Annotated in this window: 18 protein-coding genes; 9 read left to right on the top strand and 9 right to left on the bottom strand. The window is 61.9% G+C overall.

The window, feature by feature from the left end:
* Positions 1-114: 114 nt before the first annotated feature.
* The 7 genes from drmC to IEY62_RS06985 all read right to left on the bottom strand — a co-directional run bounded on the left by drmC (position 115) and on the right by IEY62_RS06985 (position 16,598).
* Positions 115-867, bottom strand: coding sequence for a DISARM system phospholipase D-like protein DrmC (gene drmC / locus IEY62_RS06955; protein ID WP_189015302.1), 753 nt, complete (start codon positions 865-867; stop codon positions 115-117).
* A complete protein-coding gene (locus IEY62_RS06960) occupies positions 851-2,923 on the bottom strand; it encodes a DUF1998 domain-containing protein (RefSeq protein WP_308424481.1) in 2,073 nt (690 codons plus the stop codon). Before IEY62_RS06960 ends, drmC begins: the two co-directional genes overlap by 17 nt.
* A complete protein-coding gene (gene drmA, locus IEY62_RS06965) occupies positions 2,871-6,644 on the bottom strand; it encodes a DISARM system helicase DrmA (protein ID WP_189015304.1) in 3,774 nt (1,257 codons plus the stop codon). The genes IEY62_RS06960 and drmA overlap by 53 nt, the downstream gene beginning before the upstream one ends.
* Complete coding sequence (locus tag IEY62_RS06970) at positions 6,641-10,720, bottom strand: Eco57I restriction-modification methylase domain-containing protein (protein ID WP_189015306.1); 4,080 nt, start codon at positions 10,718-10,720, stop codon at positions 6,641-6,643. The genes drmA and IEY62_RS06970 overlap by 4 nt, the downstream gene beginning before the upstream one ends.
* Positions 10,717-13,881, bottom strand: a complete 3,165-nt coding sequence (gene drmD / locus IEY62_RS06975; RefSeq protein ID WP_189015308.1) for a DISARM system SNF2-like helicase DrmD — start codon at positions 13,879-13,881, stop codon at positions 10,717-10,719. The genes IEY62_RS06970 and drmD overlap by 4 nt, the downstream gene beginning before the upstream one ends.
* A gap of 427 nt (positions 13,882-14,308) precedes the next feature.
* A complete protein-coding gene (locus IEY62_RS21640; protein ID WP_229785118.1) occupies positions 14,309-14,956 on the bottom strand; it encodes a DUF3427 domain-containing protein in 648 nt (215 codons plus the stop codon).
* A 748-nt stretch (positions 14,957-15,704) separates the two neighbouring features.
* Positions 15,705-16,598, bottom strand: coding sequence for an EamA family transporter (locus IEY62_RS06985; protein ID WP_189015310.1), 894 nt, complete (start codon positions 16,596-16,598; stop codon positions 15,705-15,707).
* 87 nt (positions 16,599-16,685) lie between these two features.
* Between IEY62_RS06985 and IEY62_RS06990 the strand changes: the two genes are divergently transcribed.
* Positions 16,686-17,189 carry a MarR family winged helix-turn-helix transcriptional regulator gene (locus IEY62_RS06990; RefSeq protein WP_189015312.1) on the top strand — a complete coding sequence of 168 codons (504 nt, stop codon included), beginning with the start codon at positions 16,686-16,688 and terminating at the stop codon, positions 17,187-17,189.
* An 81-nt stretch (positions 17,190-17,270) separates the two neighbouring features.
* On the opposite strand, the gene IEY62_RS06995 is transcribed toward IEY62_RS06990, so the two are convergent.
* Positions 17,271-17,480: a hypothetical protein gene (locus IEY62_RS06995; protein ID WP_189015314.1), complete on the bottom strand. Its 210-nt coding sequence runs from the start codon at positions 17,478-17,480 to the stop codon at positions 17,271-17,273.
* A 217-nt stretch (positions 17,481-17,697) separates the two neighbouring features.
* On the bottom strand, positions 17,698-18,552 hold the full coding sequence (locus IEY62_RS07000; protein WP_189015316.1) for an alpha/beta hydrolase: 855 nt from the start codon (positions 18,550-18,552) through the stop codon (positions 17,698-17,700).
* Between the two features lie 107 nt (positions 18,553-18,659).
* Here IEY62_RS07000 and IEY62_RS07005 point away from each other — a divergent pair, with 107 nt between their 5' ends.
* From IEY62_RS07005 to IEY62_RS07040, 8 genes are all read left to right on the top strand, one after another.
* Complete coding sequence (locus tag IEY62_RS07005; RefSeq protein WP_189015318.1) at positions 18,660-20,174, top strand: purine-cytosine permease family protein; 1,515 nt, start codon at positions 18,660-18,662, stop codon at positions 20,172-20,174.
* Positions 20,167-20,772 (top strand): TetR/AcrR family transcriptional regulator, encoded by a 606-nt coding sequence (locus tag IEY62_RS07010; RefSeq protein WP_189015320.1) that lies wholly within the window; start codon positions 20,167-20,169, stop codon positions 20,770-20,772. The genes IEY62_RS07005 and IEY62_RS07010 overlap by 8 nt, the downstream gene beginning before the upstream one ends.
* 84 nt (positions 20,773-20,856) lie before the next feature.
* Positions 20,857-21,861, top strand: a complete 1,005-nt coding sequence (locus tag IEY62_RS07015) for a nitrilase-related carbon-nitrogen hydrolase (RefSeq protein ID WP_189015322.1) — start codon at positions 20,857-20,859, stop codon at positions 21,859-21,861.
* The gene (locus IEY62_RS07020) at positions 21,858-22,877 is read left to right on the top strand and encodes an agmatine deiminase family protein (protein WP_189015323.1); all 1,020 of its coding nucleotides are present in this window, start codon (positions 21,858-21,860) and stop codon (positions 22,875-22,877) included. The genes IEY62_RS07015 and IEY62_RS07020 overlap by 4 nt, the downstream gene beginning before the upstream one ends.
* 104 nt (positions 22,878-22,981) lie before the next feature.
* Positions 22,982-23,314 (top strand): ArsR/SmtB family transcription factor, encoded by a 333-nt coding sequence (locus tag IEY62_RS07025; RefSeq protein WP_189015325.1) that lies wholly within the window; start codon positions 22,982-22,984, stop codon positions 23,312-23,314.
* On the top strand, positions 23,307-23,714 hold the full coding sequence (locus tag IEY62_RS07030) for an SRPBCC family protein (RefSeq protein ID WP_189015327.1): 408 nt from the start codon (positions 23,307-23,309) through the stop codon (positions 23,712-23,714). The genes IEY62_RS07025 and IEY62_RS07030 overlap by 8 nt, the downstream gene beginning before the upstream one ends.
* Before the next feature lie 135 nt (positions 23,715-23,849).
* Positions 23,850-24,089 (top strand): PLDc N-terminal domain-containing protein, encoded by a 240-nt coding sequence (locus tag IEY62_RS07035; protein WP_189015329.1) that lies wholly within the window; start codon positions 23,850-23,852, stop codon positions 24,087-24,089.
* Complete coding sequence (locus IEY62_RS07040; RefSeq protein ID WP_189015331.1) at positions 24,089-24,595, top strand: hypothetical protein; 507 nt, start codon at positions 24,089-24,091, stop codon at positions 24,593-24,595. The genes IEY62_RS07035 and IEY62_RS07040 overlap by 1 nt, the downstream gene beginning before the upstream one ends.
* Positions 24,596-24,621 lie beyond the last annotated feature (26 nt).

The raw sequence follows: 24,621 nt of genomic DNA on the forward strand, positions 1-24,621 counted from the left end.
CTATATATCTAGCACTCTAATGCGCTAATTTGACGGCGACAGGATCACAGAGTAGACGAGACTCCACCCAACACCGCCCGTTGGCTGAACCCCGCGCAGTAACATGCATCCCTATTAAGCCGTAGGCACTTGCTCATAAAGGTATGCTTCGGCTGCTCCAAGTTCGCGTTCAATGCGCTCCGCCAATCGTCCGTCATCAAGGACAACTCCGAGTTCGACGTTGCCGTACTCGGCGCTCCAGCTGAAGTTTGCGCTTGTGATGACGAGGAAGCGGTGGTCGATGGATACAAACTTCGCGTGGTTACGGACTGGCTTTCCATCGAACTGTTTAGTTCGGAGCACCGTCCCCGGAGCTAGCCACCCTGCCACGTCACCGGCGCTCGGACCTCGTCCACCGGCGCTGGCTTCCGCATCGATATAGGCCCGGACCGAGACTCCAGGTCGACTCGCGGCATCGTGGAGCGCGGTCCACATGCCTGAGGTCTTCTGGAAATTGAAGGTCGAACACACAACTGACTGCCGGGCGCTATCGACGAGCGATACCAAAGACGTCGTTAATGCACCGGAACCAAAGACATGTCCTGGCGAAGTCCACAGCGTGTCCACCGCGCGCGTCCTAGACCGGGCACCCTCGACACCCCGAAGCACCGCCGCGACGAGGTCCGCTTCGAAGCGTAGGCCCGCCGCTCCAAGGATCCGGGAGACGTCCGGCCGCTTGGCGACGTCGATCGCCCCGACGGCCGAAGTCAGGCTGTCTCCATCTTCTAGCGACTCGGCAACAAGGCCGGCCTCTGTTCCCGTAAGCAGGGCACCGAGCTGCCGTAGCGCCTGGGCCCGGACCTGAGAACCCTCAGTTGAAAAAGCCAAGTCCCACCGCCCCCGGCAAATCGACGAGGAACCTGCGGTCGAGGAAGCGGTTGGCTCGTTCGCACGAAGTCTCAGACGCCATGGCACATGTGTGGCACGCGGCTCCGTGCAGGAACTCTTCGGGGTCCTTCGGAGTCCGATGAGCGCAAACCGGGTCCGATGAGCACCGGCGGGCCCGTTCCAGTGCCCTGCTCAAGACACGTTCGAGGTTGTCTCGAGCGCTAAGTTGGACCAGCCCACCGAGCGTGCCGTCAGAGTCCGATGCTGTCGTCACGATCAGTAGACCGGCTGCTGGGGGTCGTTCCCCTTCGCGTTTCCAGGCGTAGATCCGCTCAGACAGGGAGGCCGCTGAGTATCCGGAGTACATGGCCATTTCGCGGATGAGGACGTGGGCGAGTGTATGCACCAGCCAATAGCGCGCAGGCCGGAAGCGGCTCAGGTGGTCAATGTCCTTCGCCGTGTCGGAGAAGCGCGCGTCGAAGTTCCGTTTGTGGGCGGCGACGTGAGCCGCCCACAAACTGTTCGGATCCGGGTTCTCAACCATTGATTCCCAGGCAGCCACAGTTTCTTCATCAAGCTGCAGATAGATGCCTTCGCCGCGGTCCTCCGTGGCAACCGTCCAGGAGGGGCGACCGCTGCGGCTCAGATGGACCAGACGCTGGCCGATGTCGTTTGCGCGTTCCATCTCATCAATGCGAGTGAAACCTAGGACTGCGTTGACCTTGCGCAGTTTGTCGATCGCCATAACGCGGGTGACGTGCTTAGCGGCTAGACCGGGGTGCACTCCCCCATCAGGTGGAGACAACACCAAACCACTCTTTCCGTCTGCCTTATGCAATTTTCCGAGCGGGTCACGCTGCAGAAAGTTCCATTCCGGGACGAGCAGGCTGACTGGATCGAAGGTACGCCGTTGTTCGGCCAGTTCCTCTTCAGACGGCGGTGGTTCCAACAGGTGGGCGATCGCTGCGGCCAGGTCTTCGTCCGACATACCGGCAAGAGGGGATTGTTCTTCGTCCAGGAACTCGCGCCATTTGTCGAGATTGCTCCCATACTTCTCAACGCGCTTGGGCCCGGCCGCCTTGAGGAGTTCAGCGGCCACCGTTTCATGGGTCTCGGCGGTGGACTCGGGCATGACGACGATCGAGAGGCTGGCAGGGAACCACAAGTTCGAGGCACCAAGAAGCATGAGCTTGGTGGCGTTAGGGCAGCCGTTCTTATCAAATAGTCCAAGGTGGGGATGCCGTCCACGGCATCGGGGAATCTTGGCAGCGCCAGCTTCGCCCTGAGCCTGATTCATCGGGCGTTTCAGTCCACACGCTCGGCACTCGATCGTTGCCGAAGCTCCTTTGCCCACGGAGCGATCATGCATGGCCAGGCTGGGAACCTCTGCAGCCGTGCACTTAGTCCCCTCATGCACCCACCAGCTATAGGGGAACTCGTCAAGGTGACCGTCCGGGCAGGCCAGCAAATAGCGGGCGGGAACAGCCGGCATCGGCCTTTTTGAGATACGTCCATTGCGACCGGGACACTTCTCGTGCTCAAACCGCGCTTGGTCGGGTCGGAAGGGGTTGGTATTTCGATATGCGTACCGAGTGAGAGGTGCCAGCATGTCGCAGTTGGTGCAGCGAAGCCACTGAGGAAACACACGTGCGGGCACGCCCAGATCGTCGCCTTCTTTGCTGCGTGACGTCGGCTTTGGGGCCCACGGAAATGGCCTGAGTTCAGACACTTGAGGACCAAGATGAACCTTGACTGCGTCCAACAGACGGGGAGCGTGCACCGTTGGCACTGATCCTCGCCGAGCCCAAATACGCTCCCAATCGTCTAGACCGGAAGGCATGATCGTGAAGGACGGAAGGTCCATCGTGGCTCCCGGCCCATAGGTGTACAGCAGCGACGACGGCCGCGCGGATCCTACCTTGGCGCGGTTCTTTGTCGCCGATTGGGAGTCGCCAGCGTCCAAGTCGCCAAGAGGATCCAAGGCCCCGACAGTTTCGAGTGATTCAGTCATCAGATTCTCCGTCCTGTGCAAGTACAGGCACCCAATCCGGTTCATCCTGAAGTTCCCACGACATAAGATTTTCCTTTTTGGGCGTGACGAGCAGGTTGATCTCTGGCTGCACCTCACGCATCGAATTCGCCACGACGAACGGCGGGCAGTCCGCCATTCCCATATCGGCGCGCTGGGTCTCTGGGGAGAGCAGCAGAGGGCTGAACTCGCCCGCCTTGCCATCAGGGATCTTCTCGTAGACAAGTTGGTGGTGCTTCTTCTGGACGAAGGCACGTCGTTTGGACCACTGGTCACGACGGTTCTTCAACCGTTCTTCAACCGCGTGCGCCGCTTCCTCGCCGCCGGCGATATTCGCCCTCTCCACGATCTGGTCGATCAGCTGATTGACTCGGTCCAGGGCGTCGTCAACTCTCCAAGCACTGCGTTCCGTCGAGAGGCCTTCAGGCCGAGTTGCGTCGGACACTCGGGCGGCGCTGACAAGCACTCCGTCGAGAGACCGGTCGATTGAGGTATAGGAGTACGGCGTGACCGACAGCGGCTCCACCTGGGAGTAAAAGGTCTCGTGGTAGTGGCGGAACTGTTCAAAGTGTGCCAGATCCCGGGGTCGTGCCCAGTTACCAAGCGTGACCACCAACCCGGGCCGGGAGGCGTCGCGCCCGACTCTGGAGGAGGCTTGAATGTACTCGGCGGTGTTCTTCGGCTGGCCAATCATCAGCATCAACCCCAGCCGGGTAACGTCCACACCCACTTGGAGCATTGAGGTCGCCAGAACCACGTCGTACGGCAAACGATTGCGGTACGTATAGCCCTTTCCCGCCTCGCGCGCGGCCCGAGCTTCAACTGCACGCTCCTTGGAGCCTGCAGTTGCGTCCCACCGGCCGTCAAAGGCAACACCCATTTGGTCAAGGGTTCCGGTGATGTCGGAAGACGATACACGGGATGTCAGCTCTGCGACGTTCAGGCCCGTCGGCTGGGTGCCGTACCGGGCAGGGAACTGCTTTCCCGGTCGTCGCCTCTTGATCGCTGTCTGCACATCATCTGCAACGTATCGGGCCATGCCCGCTAGCTCACGGGTAGCGTTGAAGTAGCCCACCAGGGTCATGTAAGGGTCCGCCGAGACCGGCTTATCGGCCGCTGGTGGCTGGGCCTGGTCCAGAAGCACTTGGCCTGCCGACAACAAGGTGCTGGCCACTACGATTTCGGCCGACGTAAGTCTCACACCCGTGGTGCTGATTCCGATGTAACGGCGCCCGGGAGTTCCCGGGGAAACCGGAACCTCCGTGGAGAAGTATGTGTCCGACACGTCTAGCACCTGTGGCGGGAAGATCGTCACGCGACGGCCGTACAGTGCCTTGATTTGTTCGGCCGCGTTGCGCACCGTCGCGGTCGAGGCTACCACCAGCGGGCGGATTGAATTCCCGGCGGCGTCCTTCCATGTGGTCAGTACGTCTACCGCTAACTCGAACGCCCCCACGGCGGTGCCCAGGGCACCGGTGATCAGGTGCAGCTCGTCCTGGATAATCAGGTCCGGTGGCCGCAACCTGTTCGCTGCACGTACCGAGGCGCACGGCATGCCATTCCTGGCGGGGTGCTTTCCCCCGATATCAATCTTGCAGAACGTCTGTTGGTCGTCATGCACATATCCGTGCCGCTCGCACCACTTGCGCACGTACCCGAAAAGGGCCGCTGCCTCACCTTCACGAGCCAGCCGGGCGAACTTATCCACTGTCGCAATGACAAACGAGGGAGCCAGTCGATAGATTTCCTCGTCGACCGTCAGAACCGGAAGTCCCTCGCTGCTGCCTTGCGCACCGTCGGAGAAGGGGCAGTCGCCGAAGTCGTCACCACAATAGACACGAATTCTCCGCTTTACGTCATCGCCCTTGACGTTCTTTGGCTCAATCGGTGTCCCACACCAAGGGCAACGCTGCAGCTGCAGAACGGTCAGCCCGTATTTGCGGCCCTCGTTGGCCTCGGCAAGCTGTTCGGCCGCCTCATCGTACCGCTTGGGCGACACGGCGGTGCCGACCCACAGGCCGATGCGGAACGGCTCAGTCCCCCAGATCGCCTCGTCTTCACGCCTGGCAACCTCAGCTGCGCACACGAGCGCAGTCGCGCGCTGGAACTGCTGGGCAGTCAACAGTCGCAACGTGTACCGCATCAAGACCGCGACTCCCGAGTTGCCGTCGATCCGGCCGTCCGCAGAGTCGATGATGCCCTGCCGGCGCCGGACTGCGAACGTGAACGCTGCCAGACCAAGGTAGGCCTCGGTCTTGCCACCACCGGTCGGGAAGAACAACAGCTCGGCCTTGGCCGTGGAAGAGGAACGACGCTTGAGTTCCGGGCGCGACAGTGCCTCGAGCTGCATCAGCACGAATGCCAGCTGGAACGTGCGCCATGAATGCGCGCGCGGGCCCTGGGCGAGGATCTCGGATTTGGCGGCATTCAGGGTGAGCTTGCGGTTTGACGCACGCAGTTCGGCCACCTGGGATTGCACACGCTGGTCGGCCGTGACTCGGTTCATGAACCGGAAGCAGCGCAATGCCTCTGCATCGCCGAGCAGGAAGTCCAGACCGCGTTCAAGCTGCTTGGCCACCACGCCGGCGTCCTGGATTGCTTCGCCGGCGACGTCTTGGAGGTGGGCGGGCAGCTCGGCGGCACGCAACTTCTGCCCCGCCAGCCATTCCTGGTAGCCCTCCACGATCGGGCGAAGCCCCGCGTCCAGCTCCGCGACGCTCACGGTGTCAAGTTTTTTCATGTCGAGCAGCGCGCCGTCGATGTCGCGCGCCTTGGTCTGCGGCGTCTCGGACACCGGCAACCAGGTGGTCCGCACCTGTGTCGCCCGGCGTGCCCCTTCGGCCACAGTCCAGTCCACCGAGCAGGTACGCCCGATTGCGAACTCCAGCCGGTCACGGTACTGCAGCTGCAGGCGGGCGAGTTCCGGCTCGCTATCCAAACGCGGCTCCGCCAGGATGTCGGTCACGGGGAGGAAGACGTCTTTCTGCGGCACGCTGGTGTCGGCCTCGACGTAGAGCTTGGTTTGATAGAGCCAGGCGTCCACGGGGATCCTGCGGGGGGTCTCACGGTCGTTGCACAGCGCCGCCTCGACGATCCGCTTGCCTTCGTAGTCCATGACATCCACACGGATGAGGATCGAATCCTCGAGGGGAAAGTCTTCCGTCTTGCCGGCCTGCAAAGAACCGACGGGCACGATCACCGGGTGTGCGTGCTGGGTGCGACGGAACTTGCGCTTCTGCCGGCCCGACGGCGTGACCTCGTCCGTTTCCTCCGACCGGTATGTGCCCCACTCCGCACGGATTACGACGTGCTCGACGTCGAGACCTACCTGGAAGCGCAGTCCCATGGAGGCAGGAATCATCAGTCCACGACGCAGTGGAACATCCTCTGCACCTTCATCGTCCGAGCCAGCAGTCTCATTTTCCTGCACAGATGGCACACCGCGTCCGAGGTCGGTTTCCTCCACTGGCACGACGTCCTCGTCGGCAGCGTTCTCTGCGTCCTCGGCCAGCGTCACTCCGCCCTTGCCGATCAGCTTCGCCGGAGCAATGCGACCCACGAGGTAGAGCGCGTCGGGTTGGGCGTCGAGGAGTTCGTCATCCCCATGGGCGGGACCGAGTAGCTCACGTTCCAAGATGTCGGTGAGGTTTTCGCGATCCGTCCACGACGATCCGTCCGGCGCGCTCGTCAGCTCGTACTCCGGAAAGAGCACGCGCTGCGAGCCGGTGGCCCCGGTCTCAACTGTCATTCGTCATCACTGTCCTCTGAATTAGCCGTCACAGCTTCCTTGCTCTGGAGTCCTGCACGACGGTGGTTCTCTTCGAGGAGACGGTCGAGGATCTCGACGCGCGCCGCGGGGCTTACCGTCCAGCGCTCCATCTGACGATAAGTGTGGAATCCGTGGTCGAGCGCTACATCGTCCCAGCCGTATGCGGCCAGCACAGTCATATCCACTTTCACTTGCAACGCACGCATCCAATCACCTAATGACGTACCCACCGATTCTGGGTCGTTCATCTCGTTGTAGAGGTCGGTAAGTCCAAGCTCTCGCGCCAACAGTTGGTTCCGGCGAGACTCCTCGAATTCTTTGCCGAGGACACGTAGATCCTCGCTCAATTGTGGGAAAGGGAATGTCTCAAAAACATCAGATGGCGCATACCGAGTCGAGTTGTGACCCAACGTAGAGCCGTGAGTAATTGCCCAAACCTGATGAATACTCGACGAAAGCACAGACAGCGTACTTGAATCTTCAATTGCAAGAACTACTAGCGCGTCCCCGAACACTTGTCCCGTAGGCGCCATTGCAGGTTGGATGTGCTTCGAGTGCCTGGGGAGGACGAGAACTGAACCAAGCCCATCAATTGCCCGCCGTAAACCAGGGCGCCCCTCCGCAAATAACCACCATCGATCCCTGTACAGAGCCCGGTTGTTATTTTGTCTCTCAGGCTCAACCAATTCAGCTACACGCTGGTACGGCGCGACATATTGACGAGCGTGCGATTCGTCGAGTCCCCAAAAATCAATGATCCACCGACTCGCAGACGAATCGGGACGAGACATAGCATCGTCACCGTTGAGGTAGGGTCGAACAACTTCAGCGTTGGCGTGATCGTGGTCGATCATGGCTCTCGCTTCGTCAGCTGACAAGACGAAACCACGGCCGGCGGGCTTGCAACCCTCGAAACTTTTGCCGCCGTTCTCAATCAGGCGGACCGGAACGCCAGTTACTCGTCCCTCTGCTTCAAGTGCCGTCGAAATGAGCCGAACCGATTGCCCATCGGCCCAGAACCGTGCTCCTTCTTCGACAGCAGCCCATGTACCCCAGACCGCCGCGAACTCCAAGTTCGCGCTCTCGGCTGGCCACGGCCGAGACTGGATGGATCTTGTGATCGTGAACCCTTCTTCACGCATGCGGTCGAGAGCCACTTCTCGGGTCCTCCCCTGTGCAATCGAATTTGTAGCGATTAGACCAATACACGCGCCCGACGAGGTGAGGGCCATTGCCCGCAGAAAGAAATACGCAACGAAGTCGGCATTCCCGGATTCTATCCCGGCCAAAACGTTCGGGAGCCAGTTGCGAACATTGATCCCCATTGCTCCAGAAATCTTCGATCCACCCAGGAACGGCGGGTTTCCAATCACCGCGTCGAATCCGCCGCGTTCCATGACGTCCGGCACTGCCAGCGCCCAGTGCAAGGGCTTCCACCGTTCGTAGTCGGTCGCGACCGTCGGGGTCAATCCGCGGTCAATGATGCCGTCAAGCATCGTGCGGTCGCTTGCCCCGTTCGGGGCGAAGGCCAAGTCCACGGCGATCCTCAGGTTCTCGTACTGTTCGTCGAGTTTCTTACCTGGATTTCCGCCCTCGACGAGCCCAGCAGCGATGACGCCGTCTGCCAAATCGCTGAGTTGCGCGACCAATTCCTGATACTCGTGCCAAATCCTTCGTTTGGTTTTGGTCGAGCGTGCCGGATCGTTCTCGTCGACGACGTTGGCCAAGCCCTGCCGCAGCCTGACAGCCTTCTGAACCACCGTTTGGACGTCAATCACGTGAAGACCGTGTGCTTCGGAGCCCTCACCAAAGAGCGTTCCGGTAGAGTACTGGGTTCCTCCTTTGAGTGTCTTCACCCGGGAGGGGTCAATATGCGCAGCCTCGAGCTGGCGGAGATCAGTGATTCCCAGCAGGGAGTTGCCGTGAAGCACCTTGTCGTCGACGAAGGAGAACGGAAGCTTTGGATCCAGGGAGACAAGCCAGAGGGAGATCTTGCACATTTCCACAGCCATGCCATTGATGTCGGCCCCGTAAAGGCATTGGGCGACGACCTGTCGCCTGGCCTTGGTCTCGAGCTCGTGCGCGGAACCGGTGACGCCTTCGGCATGCCAGGCTTTGAGGACCTTGGCCGCCAAGAACTCGGCCGCGGCCACCAAAAAGGCTCCGGAACCACACGCGATGTCCGCGACCTTGAGGTCAAGGATCTCATTGGAGTCCAGCAGCCTCCACCGCGATTCGTCGGCTGTCTGGTGCGGGCCGGGCTGGAAGACCAATGGCTCCAGGGCGTAGCGCACGACTTCCTGGGCGAGAGACTTGGGAGTGTAGTGCGCCCCCGAATTTGCCCGTGACGGGGTCTCGACAACCGCGAGCCCGCCAGGCTGGATGACCACAGGTCGCTCACGCAGGTCGCGGCGGATGATGCCCAAGAACGGGCGTAGCCGTGCCAGGAGCGCCTCATCACGCGTCACGGACAGCAGGGCACGTTCGCCGTCCTCAACCTTTTCGCCGAGCAACTTCAGCAACGCTGCGGCCGACTTCGTCGTGGCCGCCGGCTGGTTCTTCTTGACCCACGCGATAACTGCAGCACCGAATTTCGCCGAGGCGGGGTTGGCCTCGGCGAGTTCCTCAAGCACCCGCAACGGAATCTCAGGCTCTTCACCGTCCTTGCCGACCAAACCCACAACGATCTCGTCTACAGCTTCGGCGGTATACCCCAGCAGCCCCTCGTAGATGTAGCCGATCTGCTCGACATCAACGTCACGGAAGGACACCCTGCGACGCTCAGCCGATTTGCCTGTGCCGATGACCGCGTACTGCACGGCGCGCAGCACTTCGAGCATGACACGATCGCTGACGGCAACCGCCAAGGCGCCACGGTCGTCAACGCCGGTGAGGAATGGGAAGCGTTCCGGATCGAAGAGCGATCCACCGTAGGCGGGCAGACGGATGTCCTCGGATGTCGCTCCCCCGTACAGTGCTTTGGAGGTAGCCAGAAGGCGGTGCCAGGTGTAGTGCGTGGCATCAAGGGCTTCCGCACCCTCATCGCGGATGCGTTTGTCCAGGTCGTCCAGCAGGCCGCTGACACCGTAGCCCTCGGTAAACAGGGGCGACTGGGGCATCATCGAGCGTTCTTCGGCGAAGAGCAGGAACACCACGCGCATCATCGCGGTGACCGCCCCCTCGTAGACGAGCTCGCGGTCAGCTGGTAGCGGGTCGCGCCATCCCGAGTCTCGGGCCTCGAACGCTTCTTCGGAGAAGGCGGTGACCAAGAGTTCAACTGCGCGGCGCACCTGGGTACCCAGGGCGACAGTGATGTCTTCCGCCGCGGTGATGGACTCTTTGAACAACTCAGGCAGCCGGTCCTTCTCACTGCCACCAGCCAGACGCTGAGGCGAGACGAGCTCAAGGAAGGCGTCACGGACGTCGGACTCTTCGATCCAGGTCTGTGCGTCGACGATGCCCGAGGCTGTCATGACTCCGTCCTGGGCACAAACGATGGCCCACCAGCGTCCGTCGGTAAGCACGCCGACCTTTTGCTCGGACTTGCGCAGAAGCGCGTCTATCCGGTCGACGGGGCTCGCAGTCCAGGAATCGTTCATCGGATCGCGCAGGGAATCTACAGGGTCAAAAACCACCACGAGGGCGGCGGCAACACCGTCGCGAACGAACTTGCCGGAGGCCTTAACGCCAGCCGCCAGCTTCGCGGATGATCCCGCAGAGTGACCCTCTCCAAGCTGCTCGTCATCCCATACGAGGTGAGCATCCCAGCGGGCGACATCGCGCAGCACGGCATCTACCCACTTGTTCCGGGCACTACGGTACGACTCAATGGCGGTATCGTCGTCCGCAGGGGCCTTGCTCCAGTCGTCCCAGGCGCGGTCGAAGTGTGGCTTGGCGTCCCGCAAGGCAGCCTTCGCGTTCGCCCCCAGCTGGGGCATACCCTGGGGCCAAACGCGCTTGATTGCGGGGATCGCGACAAACGGGCCATCACGGTCGACTAGTTCGAGCCAGTCCCGATGTTCTCTGGTGCGCCGCTGAGTGCCGCGTGATTTCATGACAGTTCTCCCTTCTTCGCGTCCTTCTCGGTCAGCGCGAACACCACGGCCGCCGCTGAGACGAAGGGACGGATGTCGGTATATCGCTCCGTGATAGCCGCAATCTCACGAGTCTCTTCCTCGGCGAGATTGGCCAGGCGATTCTCCATCGATCGGATGTCCAATCTGTACTGTTCAGCCTGCCTTGGGTCGAGGTCGAACAGCATCCCCTCGAGCTCCTGCTGATTCTCGCGCCTATCACGCAGGGATTCTTCCAGGTTGCGGCGGAAATTGGCGAAGATCTGTCGGGCGCGGTCGGTATCAGCGTCCCTGCGCTTCTCCAGATCCGCAGTAACAGACTCCTGGTTCTTGACGGCTCGGTTACGCATCTCTGCCTCCAGGCGAGAGCGCAAACGGCCATCGTCGGCGTTCCACTCTTGCGCCAGTCGCGTTCGGATGCTTCCCTCAGCCAGAGTGAGGTCCGTCGCGTCAAGGGTCTGTTCGAGCAGGGCTTCAGCCTTGGCCTCGGCCAGCCGCTGCCCCTTGACACGGATGCCAGTCACGAAGACTTCCTCGTGCAGGCGCAGCCCTCCCCTGCCGACAAGCACCAGGCGGGAGATCGCTGCGACGCAGGACTGGTCAATACCGGGCACCACCACTGCGGTCACCCGGTTGATGGAGGACTCTGCGCTGAACAGCGAGGCGCGCAAAATGCGGGAGGCCTTCTGCATCAAACCGTGCCCAAGGTGAACGTGCACGATGTCCTCGAACCCGCCCTGGAGCACGGAGTCATCGAAGGTGATGGGTCGGTAAACACCCGGTTGCAGTCGGGTGTCCAGGCCCTTGACAGCATCCTGCCAGGACCGGCCGAGCAACGGTACGCGGAACACTTGGGCGTCGTTGTCCTGTGAACCCTCCTCGACCAAGGTGGGCTGGTTGGTCAGGGTGAGCGCCGTGTCAATGACGCGCCGGGAGTTGTACGGCGTCAGGTGCATGCGCTCCTTTTGCACGCCGTAGGTGTTGGCCAGCTCGGTCAGGACTCGGTTGACCTCTTGGTCTCCGGCCATTGCCTTGTTGATGATGTGGTCGTCTTCTTTGAACCCTTGGGACCGCGTGGGGACCTTGATTCGACCAAAGTGGTTCTGAATCTCGGCGTCAATCACCGGATTCACCGAGCCTAGGTCGTCGGCGACCGTGGCGACCTTCTCGGCAATGCGGCGCATGAACTCCATGTCCGTACCGTAAGTCCCGGCGGTCTGATCAGGCAGGAACTGGAACACTTGCGGAACCTCGGTCTGCCCATATCGGTCAATGCGACCGATGCGTTGCTCCAGCCGCGACGGGTTGAACGGAACGTCGAAGTTCACCAGACGATGGCAGTATGCCTGAAGGTCGATTCCCTCCCCCGCGGCGTCGGTAGCGACCAAGATGCGGATAGGTTCACGACTGGGGTCGGCGTTGAAGCGGGCGCGGGTCAGCTCACGATCTTCGGTTCCGATCGAGCCCTCGATTGTGGCAAGCCGGGTTTCGTCATAACCACGCTGGCGGAGGTTCTCCACAATCCAGTTCAGAGTGTCGGCGTATTCGGTGAAGATCACCACGCGCTCGTTGGCCCATGTCTTGCCGTCGGGCCTGCAGATCGCGTTCAACCACTCAATCAGGGCCTTCAAACGTGAATCCGGCTTGGACCGGTAGCCCAGCCCCCAGTCCACGAGCCGTCCGACCTGCTCCGGCGTGGCCGTGACAAGCGGGTCGGTCACCTTGGAATGGCGCAGTGCGTCAAACTCCGGGTGCTCGGCACCACCCTCTTCCTCGTCGGATTGGTCTGAACCGAGGACCTCGGCGTAGTACTCGTCCTCGTCATCCCATTCCCTTTGGGCCGCCGAGGTAGCTTGGCGGTAGCCGGCCAGGGTGGATCCGAACGCGTATGGGCTGGACAGGAGGCGCTTTTTCAGCAGCATCGAGACGATGTCACCTGAGCGCTTCTGACCGTTGGCCCGAGCGCTCGCCTCCAAGATGCCATCGAGGGTCTCGAACGCTTCCTGTTCGTCCTCGCCTGGAGCGAAGTGGATCGTCTTGAGTTGACGAGCTTTGAAGCCCTTCTCCTTGATGTCCCGCTTAAGTCGACGAACTGTCACTTCCTTGAGCGCCTGGGCATCGACCGTGGCACCGCGGGAGAAACGGCGGTTGTCAATCATCTCCAGCAGCGCTGTGAACGACTCCGAGTGCCCGTTGTGCGGCGTCGCGGACAGGAAGAGCCGGTGCTCACAGACCTTGGCCAGGTCACGAACCGCGGCCGTGCGCTGGGAATCCACCGCGTATCCGCGGGCACCGCCCAGCGACGTCGGGCTCGATGGGGCGACGTGATGGGCTTCGTCGACCACGAGTACGTCGAACGCATAGCGGCGGGCACTGTTGACCTTGCGGGCCTCCGAGTAGACGTCCCGCATCAACCGCTGGGCGCGAAGCCCTGGCAACCATGCCATGGACACGATCACCCGCGGGAATAAGCGGAAGGGATTGGCATTCAGGCCATGCGTCCGACGCACCTCGGCCATAACATCGGAGTTGACGATAACGAAGTCCAGGCCGAACTTCTCACGCATCTCGTCTTGCCACTTCAGCGCCAGGCTCGGTGGGCACACGATCACGACAGAGCGGGCGCGGTGTCGCAGCAGAAGCTCCTGGACGACCAAGCCGGCCTCAATAGTCTTGCCCAGGCCGACGTCGTCCGCCAGAAGTAGATTGGTGCGCGGCGCATGCAGTGCGCGGCGCAATGGCTCGAGCTGATAGGCCTCGACGTTCGCTCCCGAACGGAACGGCGCCTGGAATGCTCCCTCGTTCGCCGAAGTCACCGCGCCCCATCGAACGGCGTCGACAAAGGCCGCCAGTCGGTTCGGGTCGTCGAACCCCTCCGAGGTGATCATCTCAGGCAAGCCCTGGTCCGGAGCGACCGAGTGGCCAACTTCCAGCTCCCAGATCACGTTGAGCTCTTCGCCCATTCGGTCTTCAGCCAACGATTGCAGCGAGATCACATGGTTGAGCTGCGGGACCCCGTCGTCAGCCGCGCTGCGTGGAAGACCCTGCTCGCGGACGTCCGCGACGGCCCAATTCGCACCGCGAACCTCGACAATGTCACCCGGCTTAGGGAGTCGTGGCATCGCATCCAGCTGGACGGTCATCGGATTGGCTCCATTTCATCCAATTCCAGCCTGACGTTCAGTTCACCAGCAGTAGGAACAGAAACCGCAACCACACACTCCCCATTTCATTCGAGCCAACGGAATATAGCATTCCATAGTCAAACTTAGTGCACGGATAAGCAGGACCCGCAGGTCAAGAGACCGCTCGGAAAGACCATGACCGGCAACGAAGTTCTCGAGGCGGCCCATAGCAGATGCGGTCAGGCCGCTTTCCACCTCACTTTCCGGCGCTGATTGCTAGAGCGCGTTAGGTTCCGTGCGGTCTAATGACTCGTCCCAGGGTTGTCAATCCGTTCGTTAGGATCCCATCACTGCGTCGGTGCCTGACGAGCTTCGGTGCTGGACTTGCGACTCTTGCTGCGCTCCGTTGGCGTTTCTAAGTCAGGAAAATGGTCTAGCAGCCTGCCTATTGCGCCACGGCCGCAGCAGTCGCGAACACGTCGGCTGGCATCGGCCGATGCAGCTTCCACGTGATCGCAATCGGCTTCTCCCCCGAATGCTGGACGTAGTCCACCTGCCCTAGACACTTGTAAGGAACCGTCAAGCCAGTTTCATCCTCAGCGGCGTCTCGGGTAAACAGCAAGATTCGCGAGCCGTTGGCCTTCCGGTCCAAATAGCGTCCACCGACCGGGCTGGAGGGAGACGTGGTGTTCTGAGATTCCCAGTGGAACAAATCAGGACTGATGGCGTAGTCCCTGTACATGGTGGTCGCGGAGTGCTTCCTATTGTCTTTGTTCAGCGTGACGAAGAAGGCGTCCGTCGCCGTAGCTGGACACCAGGCGACTCCCTCGCGATGCTGCACGTTCCTCCCGCGTTCGAGCGAGCCGTATTCGAGAGCCGCGAGGATTTCTTCGCGCCCGTAGGTTGCGTGAGAGAGCATTGGAATGTGCCGGAGCCCGGCACCTAGACCCATCGCAGCGTGTTTCGATGCCGCAACTCCCAGAATGACAATCTGCTTGATCTCGCTGCACACAAACGGGTAGCCGCGCAGGTGGTCGAGTCCGTCGTCGTACGTTTTGAAACCGCCGCCGTCGTCCCACAGCGTGTAAAACACATCCGCGCGAACGTTTGCTCCCGTGGGCCAAGATCCGCGTAGCGGGGCGCATCCTCCCCCACAAGCTTCGCGTAAGCCTCAGCACGCTCGGGATCATCCACATGAATGAGAGCCGCCATGCGTCCTAGGAGTTTCTTCTCCTCCGTATCGGAACGATCGCAATGAGCTCCCTTGAGCACCGACTCAAAGCCGGAAAAACCGCCAATCAATTGTGCTTGACGGAGGTAGCCAGTCCACGAATCCTTCGTTGAACGGTAGATCGACTTGAGGTCGCTCCCCGACTCCCGTAGATACGCTGCCAACTCTGTTTCCGCGTAGGAGGCTACGTCCCGGACCAGCTGCGCACGGTTGAATCGCAACTGATGAGCGGCGCGGATCGTCGAAGGACCATGGAATAGGAACGTTGGCTAATAAAGTGGCGGAATTCGGTGCTCCTCAGCTCGCTCCTCAAACTCCTCCGCTTCTTCCTAGCACGCTAAAGCCATGGCTTGATCCGGAGGAACCTCCACCTGGCGGTGGAATTCGCGCTGGCTATGGTTTTCGAACTGAATGGGTGAGTGCCTCCGATAAGTCGCTAATCGCAACTGAACTCGGTGACTCGGTGCACGGCAAGAAGCTAGGCATGAACGTTCAAGAAGATGCGAACGCCGATTCATAGGAGAGCCAGCGCAGGTCCTCATCCGTTGTCTGACCTGACCCCAGTACGCCGCCACCGCTTGCTTTTGCAGCCGAGCATCTGCTCTGGCAATCACGTCAGCGTCCCTGACTTCTTCCGGAGGTTTGGGACAGCATCCGCCCCCTGCACCAAACCCACCGCCCCCAGCACCAACACCGCACCCACAATCTGCCACCCCGACAACGACTCCCCAAGGAACACGAACCCCAGCACCGTCGCAACGAGCGGGCTCAGGAATCCCAGGAACGAGACCACCATCGTGGGCAGCCGCTGGATCCCCCGGAACCACACCGCGTAAGCAGCCAACGCACCAATCACACTCAAATAGGCAAACCCCGCCACGTTGGGCAGCGAAACCGACCCCGGCAGCCCTTCAACCACCAGCGTCACCGGCAGCAGCATCACCCCACCCATCGCCAACTGAAGGCCGGTAAACCCAAGCAGCCCCACGCCGTCGGGCCTTCCCCAGCGTTTGGTGAGGACAATCCCCGCCGCCATGCTCAGCGCGCCGGCCATCCCGGCAAGCACACCAATGACCGTCAGCGACGCGTCGGAGCGCAGGACCAGCAAACCGACCCCAGCGGCACCCACAGCACACGCCACGATGTGGGCCGGGCGGATCCTCTCCCCCAGCAGCAACGCACCAAGAAAGAGGACAAACAGTGGCTGGATCGACCCAACCAGCGCTGCGAGACCACCCGGCAGCTGGTACGCGGTGAAGAAAAGCAGGAAGAAGAACAGTCCGATGTTCAGCGCGCCCAGCGCCGCGGCCTTGAACCACCAGCTCCCCCGCGGCCAGGTTCGGGTGAGGAGCATCAGCACAATACCGGCAGGCAAAGCCCGCACGGTTGCGGCCAGGAGCGGCCTGTCGGCGGGAAGAAACTGCGTTGTCACCAGATAGGTGGAACCCCAGACCATGGGCGCGAGCGCCGTGATGAAGAGGTCGCGGGGAGATATCCGAGCCATTGTTCACTTCCATACATTTCGATGTCGAATTATTTGATGTATGACAATGTAGGTGTTGTACTGTTTGAGGTCAAGCATGGGAGGCCAATGGACCGCGACGCAGTGGACACGATTCTTGACCAGTGGAACCGGGAGCGCCCCGACCTGGACGTCAGCTCCATGGGTATCTTGGGCCGGCTCGCAAGGGCGAGTCGCCTGGCGTCACTCGACGTCCAGAAATTCATGAACCAGTTCGGGCTGGAGCCTTGGGAGTTCGACGTCCTGGCAACCTTGCGGCGGTCGGCGGCCGAGGCCCCGCTCACGCCCGGGCAACTCGCCAGCCTCACCATGATCGGCTCTGCGGCCATGACTAACCGCGTAGATCGATTGGTGAACCGCGGCCTGATCCACCGCGAAACCAACCCCGGGAACCGCCGTCAGCTATTGGTTAGCCTCACACCCGAGGGCCTCGCCCTCGTTGACGAAGTGGTGGAGCATCACGTGGAGAACCAGCAGAAGATGCTCGACGGCCTCTCCCGCACGGAACAGGCACAGCTGGCGGACCTCCTGCGGAAGTTCCTCCTGGCAAACAACGACGGCGCCCCCTCCTAAGGCGCCAGCCTCACCGCGCAAGGATGAGGCGTGGCCCGCAGGACTATGACTCCGGGCCATGCCCATCATTGCTGATCTGGTTCAGCTGTCATCGCCATAGTCAGTGCCGCGAGGACCACTACTGCCGCGCTGGCGTTTCTGCAGCCACAAAAGGTACAGGCCATAAAAGGCGCTGGCAAAGCTGATAACCGCTCCAACGAACCGCCACCAAACGAACGGCTGCCAGGTCCCGAGAACAATCGCCATGCCGAAAAACATCACTACTTGCAACGGGGGCGGCACCTTCTTCATCGCGACACTTCCCGTCCATTCAGGGCTACCATCCCGCGCAGCCAATGAGGCAAAACGATCTTGCTTTGACCCGCACAGTGTCCGACCGCAAAAAGCCGTCTAGGTGTCGAAAAGCCACAAACTAGGTGGTCTACGACGCAAATTAGGTGCTGGAATACCCAAAAATGAGTGGTCGTCAAGGTCGTCTAGGGGTCCACGCGGCACCCTCAGCTCATCTTCAGTCCGGTGCCGTTCGACCCAGCCACCACGCCGCCATCAAGTCGACCGCAGCTGCGAACTCGTCGAGACGAGGGCGGTTCAGGAACGCATGCCGGGACCCGGGTAGAACGTGATGCTCGACGTCGACTCCGGCCTCTTGAAGTTCGACGGCGAATTGGTCACCAGAAGCGCGCATGACATCCCGGTCTGCGTTGATCATGAAAGTGGATGGGAACCCGCGGAGGTCGTGTCCACCGGGAAATGCATCAGTCAGAGCGGATGCCGATCCCGCATAGTTTCGATTCACCACGTTGAGAACCAATCGGGAGTGGGTGAGCCGGCGATGGTCGCGCACTCGTCGTTGAATCTCGACCGACCGAGGATGCACAGCATGGAAGAATCCGTACGCGAGGACGACTCCCCTCAGGTTCAGGCCCAATTCGACCGCACGCAGTGCCGCGGAGGACGCTAAGCACGCTCCGGCACTTGCCCCACCTAGGATCACACCTCCGGCGGACACACCATCCACGTGTCGGAGCGCTGTGACAAGGTCTTCCATTGGCTGCGGAAACCGCGCCCGAGCCGATCCCGTTAGGAACCGAGGCAACCCTGGAACCGGCGCCAGACGGTAATCAACCGTTACAACCCCAACCCCTCGATCAGCAAGTGCCAGTGCGACGTCATGCGCCTCCGGCTTATCCAGACCTCCAGCAAAGAACGCTCCGCCATGGGCCCACACCACCGTCGGACCATGCGCAGGCGTCCCCAAATCTGCGGCCGCCCGATACCAGCGGAGCCGAATGGGCCCCTCCCGCCCTGCCGCCAGCGACTCCCGAAATCCCGGACCGCTGACACTACTCAACAACTCCCCCATGGCTTCGACCCTAGTCTCCCGCCATCCAACGCATCTTGACTGAAAATTCAGTCAGGATTACAGTTGTCACCATCGCATCGAGTGATGCAGCTCACGAAAGGCTTGCAATGATCAGCACGCGCATTCGCAAAGACGCGGATTCCGCCGGTGCAACATCCGCGCAGAAAGACCGCTTTGGCCGTATTGAGTCGGCCGGCATCGAGTACATTCCCGACGACCAACGCACCTCCCGCCCCCGGAACCTCTTCACAGTCTTCTTCGGCGGCAACTTCGCCTTTTCTGTCATCGTTTTCGGCTGGCTTCCCATCACGTTCGGCCTGGACTTCATCGGTGCCGCAACGGCCAGCCTCACCGGACTGGTAGTGGGCACGGCCCTCATCGCCCCCATGGCCTTGTTGGGACCACGGACCGGCACCAACAACACCGTTTCAAGCGCGGCGCACTTCGGGACGCGCGGTCGCTTGATAGGTTCCGGGCTCACCCTGTTGTTCGCCTTGGCCTATGCCGCCATCGCCGTCTGGACCTCCGGCGACGCCTTGGTCGCCGCAGCCGAACGCCTGTTGGGCATACCCATCGACGGCACCACCCTGGCAATCGGCTACGCACTTATTTCCCTGGAGATCGTTCTCGTAGCCCTCTTCGGCCACGGCACAGTGGTGGCCATGCAGAAGTTCGTGGCGCCCGTCGTCGGCATTCTGCTGCTCATCGGCGTCGTCGCTTTTGCTCCGACCTTCAGCTCCACGAACGTGCACGCGGACTTCCTCCTGGGCGACTTCTGGCCCACGTGGATCCTGTCCGCCGTCATCTCCGTGGGAGGGCCGTTGTCGTACGCGCCAACGCTGGGCGACTACAGCCGGCGGATCTCACGCAAGGACCACTCGGACCGTTCCGTCGTCGCTGCTACTTGCCTCGGCGTCTTCCTTGGCCTGTTTGTCACAGCGCTTTTCGGCGCTTTCACGGCGTCGGCCATCCCCGAGCTTGGTGGTTCCTACGTCGCCGATCTGGTGAGGTCAGCCCCGGCCTGGTACCTGCTGCCGATCCTCATGATTGCGTTGGCGGGCGGCCTCGGTCAGGGTGTGCTCAACCTGTACGCCAGCGGCTTGGACCTCGAAGCCCTTTTCCCCCGCCTGCGCCGTATCCACACCACCCTCATCACGTCGGTCATCGCCGTCGGACTGCTCTACATGGGGGTGTTCGTGTTCAACGCGGTGGACTCCATCACCGCCATGACGCTGGTGCTCAACGGGTTCGCCGGGCCGTGGGTGGCCATCAACGTCCTGGGCTTCCTGCTGGTCCGTCGCGGCAAGTACCACGCCAGGGATCTACAACTGTTCCGCGCCAACGGCCCGCGTGGCCGGTACTGGTTCAGCAACGGCTGGAATCTGCGGGCCGTCATCCCTTGGGCCATCGGCTCAGCCTTCGGCCTGCTCGCAACCGACACGTCCCTTTATACCGGGCCGCTCTCCCAACTCGCCGGGGGCATCGACCTCAGCTTCATCGGGTCCACGCTCATAGGCGGTGCCGGCTACCTGCTCGCCGAATGGATCTGGCCGGAAACTGCCCCCAACACCGAGTCCGAACAGGCAGGAGGTGAGCACGTATTACTGTCAAACCATGAGTGAAAAATTAGTCAGGATCCTCAACGCCGCCACCACGTGCATCGCCCGGAGCGGCGTGCGGGGAATGCGGGTCAACGATGTCGCTGCAGAGGCCGGAGTTTCGCCGGGCCTGCTGTACTACCACTTCACTGACCGGGCCGGCCTGCTTGCCGCAACGCTGGAACACATCAACAAGCAGGTCAGCAAGGACGACCCCTCCTCCCCCAACAGCGTGGATCCTTCCCGCCACGTCCGGCACCTCCTCCTTGACGAAATCAAGGACGACGCCGACGTCCGCAGGAATTCGGTGGCCTGGAACGAACTCAGGGCTTGCACCATCTTCGAACAGGAACTGGCAGAGCCGCTGTCCCGGACCACTACGGAGTGGAACCGGGAGATCGCACAGGCCCTTGCCGCCGCCAACGAAGGCACCAGCGAGGAAGAAGCCGCAGTGACCGCGGAGATCCTCACCAGCCTGGTCGAGGGCATCTCCGGCCGCTGGCTCAACGGATTCATCACCACCGAGCACGCCCGTTGGCTGCTGACCACCGCAATTGACTCACTCACCGCAACACGCCCCGCGAGCCCCCAGGAAACCGCCACACAGGGGCTGGGCAAATGAACTTCGCACACATCAAACGTCGCGATTCCGCCGGAATCGAACCATCATGCAAGGACCCCTAGGGTCCCGTTAGGACGCACCACCATGGACATCATCGTCAACACCGAACCGCCCGTATCGTTCGCCCGGAGCCAGGAAAGCACCCGCACGCCGCTCCGCGTGGCCCTGGTCCAGCACCACTGGCGGGAAGACCTCGCAGAACTCACCTCGGTGCTCACCCAGGCGATCGGCGAAGCGGCCGACGCCGGTGCTGCCGCAGTCTTCCTGCCTGAACTCACCCTCTCGAAATACCCGGCAAACGTCCGGGCCGACAAGAACCCGGGCCGCAATGCCGAGGACCTGTTCACCGGCCCCACCTTCGAGTTCGCCGCCAGCGCGGCCCGCACCCACGGCGTCACCGTCCACGCATCCCTCTACGAGCGTGCGGACGCAAGCGACGGCCTGGGCTTCAACACAGCCATCCTCGTCTCACCCCAGGGCGAACTGCTGGCACGGACCCGTAAGACCCACATCCCGGTCAGCGCGGGCTACTACGAGGACACCTATTTCAGGGCCGGCCCTGCCGAGGACGCCTACCCGGTGTACCGTCCAGCGGAACTGGACCATGCCGCCGTCGGACTCCCTACCTGCTGGGACGAATGGTTCCCGGAGGTCGCCCGGCTGTATTCACTGGGCGGTGCCGAAATCCTGGTCTACCCCACAGCGATCGGCTCTGAGCCCACCTTCCCGGAGTTCGACCACCAACCGCTGTGGCAGCACGTCATCACCGGCCACGGCATCACGAACGGCACGTTCATGGTGGTCCCCAACCGGACCGGCGACGAAGGCGACATCACTTTCTACGGGTCCTCGTTCATCTCCGACCCCTACGGCCGCGTCCTGGTCCAGGCACCCCGGGACCAGGAAGCGGTGTTGGTGGCCGACCTCGACCTGGACCAGCGGAAGGACTGGCTGGATCTGTTCCCGTTCCTGACCACCCGTCGTCCTGATACGTACGCCGAACTTACCCGTGACGTCGACTTCGACCACCCGCACGGCGCCACGTCCGCGGCTCAGACCGCAGGCCAGCACATCACAGGCCGGCCATGAACTGGATGATGCCGAGCGAGACGGCCCGCCAGGAACGCGTCTGGATGGCGTTCCCGCCAGAGCGCTCTTCGATAGGAAACACTGCCGAGGAAACCCACGAGGCCCGCACCGCCTGGGCAGCCGTGGCTCACGCCGTGCTGGAATTCGAGCCCGTCACCATGCTGGTTGACCCGCCGGACATGGAGATCGCGCGGACCTACCTCTCACCGGAGATCGACTTGGTCCCAGCACCCCTCGACGACGCGTGGATGCGGGACATCGGGCCCACCTTCGCAATCGGCGACGACGGCAGGCTGGGTGGGGTCAACTGGGTCTTCAACGGCTGGGGCCAGCAGGACTGGGCAAGTTGGGACAAGGACTCCCAGGTCGGCCAGGAAGTCGTGCGCCAGGCTGGGGCCGAGTTGGTCGAGAGCCCTTTGGTCAATGAGGGTGGCGGGATCCAGGTGGACGGCCTGGGAACGGTGTTGGTCACCGAGACAGTGCAGCTGGACAAGTTCCGGAACCCTGAGCTGAACAAGGCCGATGTCGAAGCGGAGCTGGCCCGAACCATCGGCGCTACGCATGTTATTTGGTTGCCCCGTGGATTGACCCGTGACGCGCAGGATCTTGGAACGCGCGGGCACGTGGACATCGTCGCTGCGATCCCGTCACCCGGCGTCCTGCTGGTCCATTCGCAGCGCAACCCGGCCCACCCGGACTTCCAGGTCACGGCGGACATCATCGCGATGCTCGCTCGGACCCGGGACGCGCAGGGACGTGCGTGGGACATCGTGGAAGTGCCCGCCCCTGAGACGCTGCGCGACGGGCTCGATTGGGTGGACTACAGCTACATCAACCATCTTGTTGTCAACGGTGGCGTGATCGCCTGCAGCTTCGATGACCCTGCCGACGCCGAAGCCCGGCGGATCCTCGAGCAGGCCTATCCGGGACGCAAAGTAGTCACCGTGGATGCCCGCGCGATCTTCGCCCGGGGCGGTGGGATCCACTGCATCACGCAGCATCAACCGGCCGTCTGATGTAGTCGCGGCAGCCCGCCGTCGTGCATTAAAAGCACGACGGCGGGCTGTTGGCTTTGGCGGACCGCTTGTCATTTCGGAAATTTCCGACATATCATCAAGCCGTGCCCTCCGACGTCTTTAGCGCCCTCGCGAACCCTTCGCGGCGGACCATCCTCGACACCCTCCTCGCCGGTCCCCTGACCGCGGGCGAGCTGACGGGTCGATTGGAACTTAGCCGCTCATCGGCGTCGGAACATCTGACCGTCCTTAAGGAAGCAGGCTTGATCCGCGAAGAACGGCAAGGCCGGCACAGGATCTACCACCTCCAGCCGCAGGGACTGCATGAAGTCAGCGGCTGGCTGCAGCACTACGAGCGCTATTGGAACCATCGGCTCGATGCCCTGGCCGATCTGCTGGACGGCCAATCTACTGAACAGGAAAACACCCATGACTGAGAACGCCATCCGCCTCGAACGCACCTTCCCCCACCCCAAAGACTCAGTGTGGGCCGCCCTCACCACGCCCGAACTCCTCGCCCGCTGGTGGGCACCCGGCGACATCGCCCCCGTCGTCGGCCACCGCTTCACCATGGACATGGGCGCTTGGGGCCAACAGCAGTGCGAAGTCACCGCCGTGGAACCCGGCGAGTCAATCACTTTCGTCTTCGCCGAAGGCGCCTTGGACACGACCATCACCTGGACGCTTGAAACGGTCGACGCCGGGACAACACTTCACTTCGAACACGCCGGCTTCAACCTGGACTCACCCATGGGACGCCAGGCCATCAAGGGCATGGGCAACGGCTGGCCGGGCCTCCTCACCCGCATCGACCAAGTCTTGGTCAGCTTCAGCTAGCGGTCACAGCGGGCGGCGAGCGGCGCCGTCGTGCTTTCGGCCAGAGCACAACGGCAGCGGCCGAAATGTTCTGGCACCCGGCCGCGGAGCGGTTCCAGGGTGCTATATTGACGGAAATCTGGCCGAGGGGACAACGTGGAAGTTTGGCAGTGGGCCTTGGTGCTGTTGGCGGCGGCGTCAGCGGCCTTTGTCATGGGTTCGATCATTTGGGCAGTCTTCGACGTGCTCGGGGAAGTTCGTCTGAACCAAACAACCCGGATCCTATGGGTACTGCTTTTATTTGCAGTTCCGCTGCTCGGGCTACTCGCATGGCTTTACACAAAGCCCCGGCTTGCCTATTCGGGTAACAGCCTCCGGCTGCGGCAGACGCTTTAGTGCATAGCGCAGCACTGGGCGAACTCCTTACGGCCAGAGCTTTGTGGATTCTCAAGCAGAATGCTGCAACTCCAGCCATCTCGGCAGCCACAAATGCGCTGGTCGAAGGTTATGACAGCGAATCTCTCCGCGAACTTGCTGCAGCATCACCAGTCATCAACGTCTTCCAGCTCGGAACATTGATAGTTGATGCCCTGAGCTCGCTCGGCATCGCAGCGGGAACCATGACCCGGGAAGATGCTCAACTTGCCGCAACCCACTACTACGCAAGCCAGGTCCTTGCTGGAAACCTGCGGATACGGGAACTCACCAGGTGGGTGCACAGGACCATTGGCCATGAAGGTCACCCTGTTGCCCAGGAGTTAGTCAACCTCGACGACGCCTACGACGCGTACGACGATGGGTGGGGTGAAGAACCTAACGCCATGCAGGTGATCACTCGTTTCGTCGATGCTGCCTGCCCGGAGCTCAAGAGGTGGACACGAACAGGAACGGCGAACCAGTGAACAAGCGCGGGCTCTGGATCTGGCCC

The organism is Paenarthrobacter histidinolovorans, assembly GCF_014647595.1.
Classification (GTDB): Bacteria; Actinomycetota; Actinomycetes; order Actinomycetales; family Micrococcaceae; genus Arthrobacter; species Arthrobacter histidinolovorans.

Excerpts from the sequence above, each read along its gene's own strand:
- IEY62_RS07010 (WP_189015320.1), top strand. The coding sequence starts at position 20,167 with ATGAGTGAAAAATTAGTCAGGATCCTCAACGCCGCCACCACGTGCATC.
- IEY62_RS07005 (WP_189015318.1), top strand. The coding sequence starts at position 18,660 with ATGATCAGCACGCGCATTCGCAAAGACGCGGATTCCGCCGGTGCAACA.
- IEY62_RS07020 (WP_189015323.1), top strand. The coding sequence starts at position 21,858 with ATGAACTGGATGATGCCGAGCGAGACGGCCCGCCAGGAACGCGTCTGG.
- IEY62_RS06970 (WP_189015306.1), bottom strand. The coding sequence starts at position 10,720 with ATGAAATCACGCGGCACTCAGCGGCGCACCAGAGAACATCGGGACTGG.
- IEY62_RS06985 (WP_189015310.1), bottom strand. The coding sequence starts at position 16,598 with ATGGCTCGGATATCTCCCCGCGACCTCTTCATCACGGCGCTCGCGCCC.
- IEY62_RS06995 (WP_189015314.1), bottom strand. The coding sequence starts at position 17,480 with ATGAAGAAGGTGCCGCCCCCGTTGCAAGTAGTGATGTTTTTCGGCATG.
- drmD (WP_189015308.1), bottom strand. The coding sequence starts at position 13,881 with ATGACCGTCCAGCTGGATGCGATGCCACGACTCCCTAAGCCGGGTGAC.
- IEY62_RS06990 (WP_189015312.1), top strand. The coding sequence starts at position 16,686 with ATGGACCGCGACGCAGTGGACACGATTCTTGACCAGTGGAACCGGGAG.
- IEY62_RS07015 (WP_189015322.1), top strand. The coding sequence starts at position 20,857 with ATGGACATCATCGTCAACACCGAACCGCCCGTATCGTTCGCCCGGAGC.
- drmA (WP_189015304.1), bottom strand. The coding sequence starts at position 6,644 with ATGACAGTTGAGACCGGGGCCACCGGCTCGCAGCGCGTGCTCTTTCCG.
- IEY62_RS07000 (WP_189015316.1), bottom strand. The coding sequence starts at position 18,552 with ATGGGGGAGTTGTTGAGTAGTGTCAGCGGTCCGGGATTTCGGGAGTCG.
- IEY62_RS07030 (WP_189015327.1), top strand. The coding sequence starts at position 23,307 with ATGACTGAGAACGCCATCCGCCTCGAACGCACCTTCCCCCACCCCAAA.
- IEY62_RS06960 (WP_308424481.1), bottom strand. The coding sequence starts at position 2,923 with ATGAACCGGATTGGGTGCCTGTACTTGCACAGGACGGAGAATCTGATG.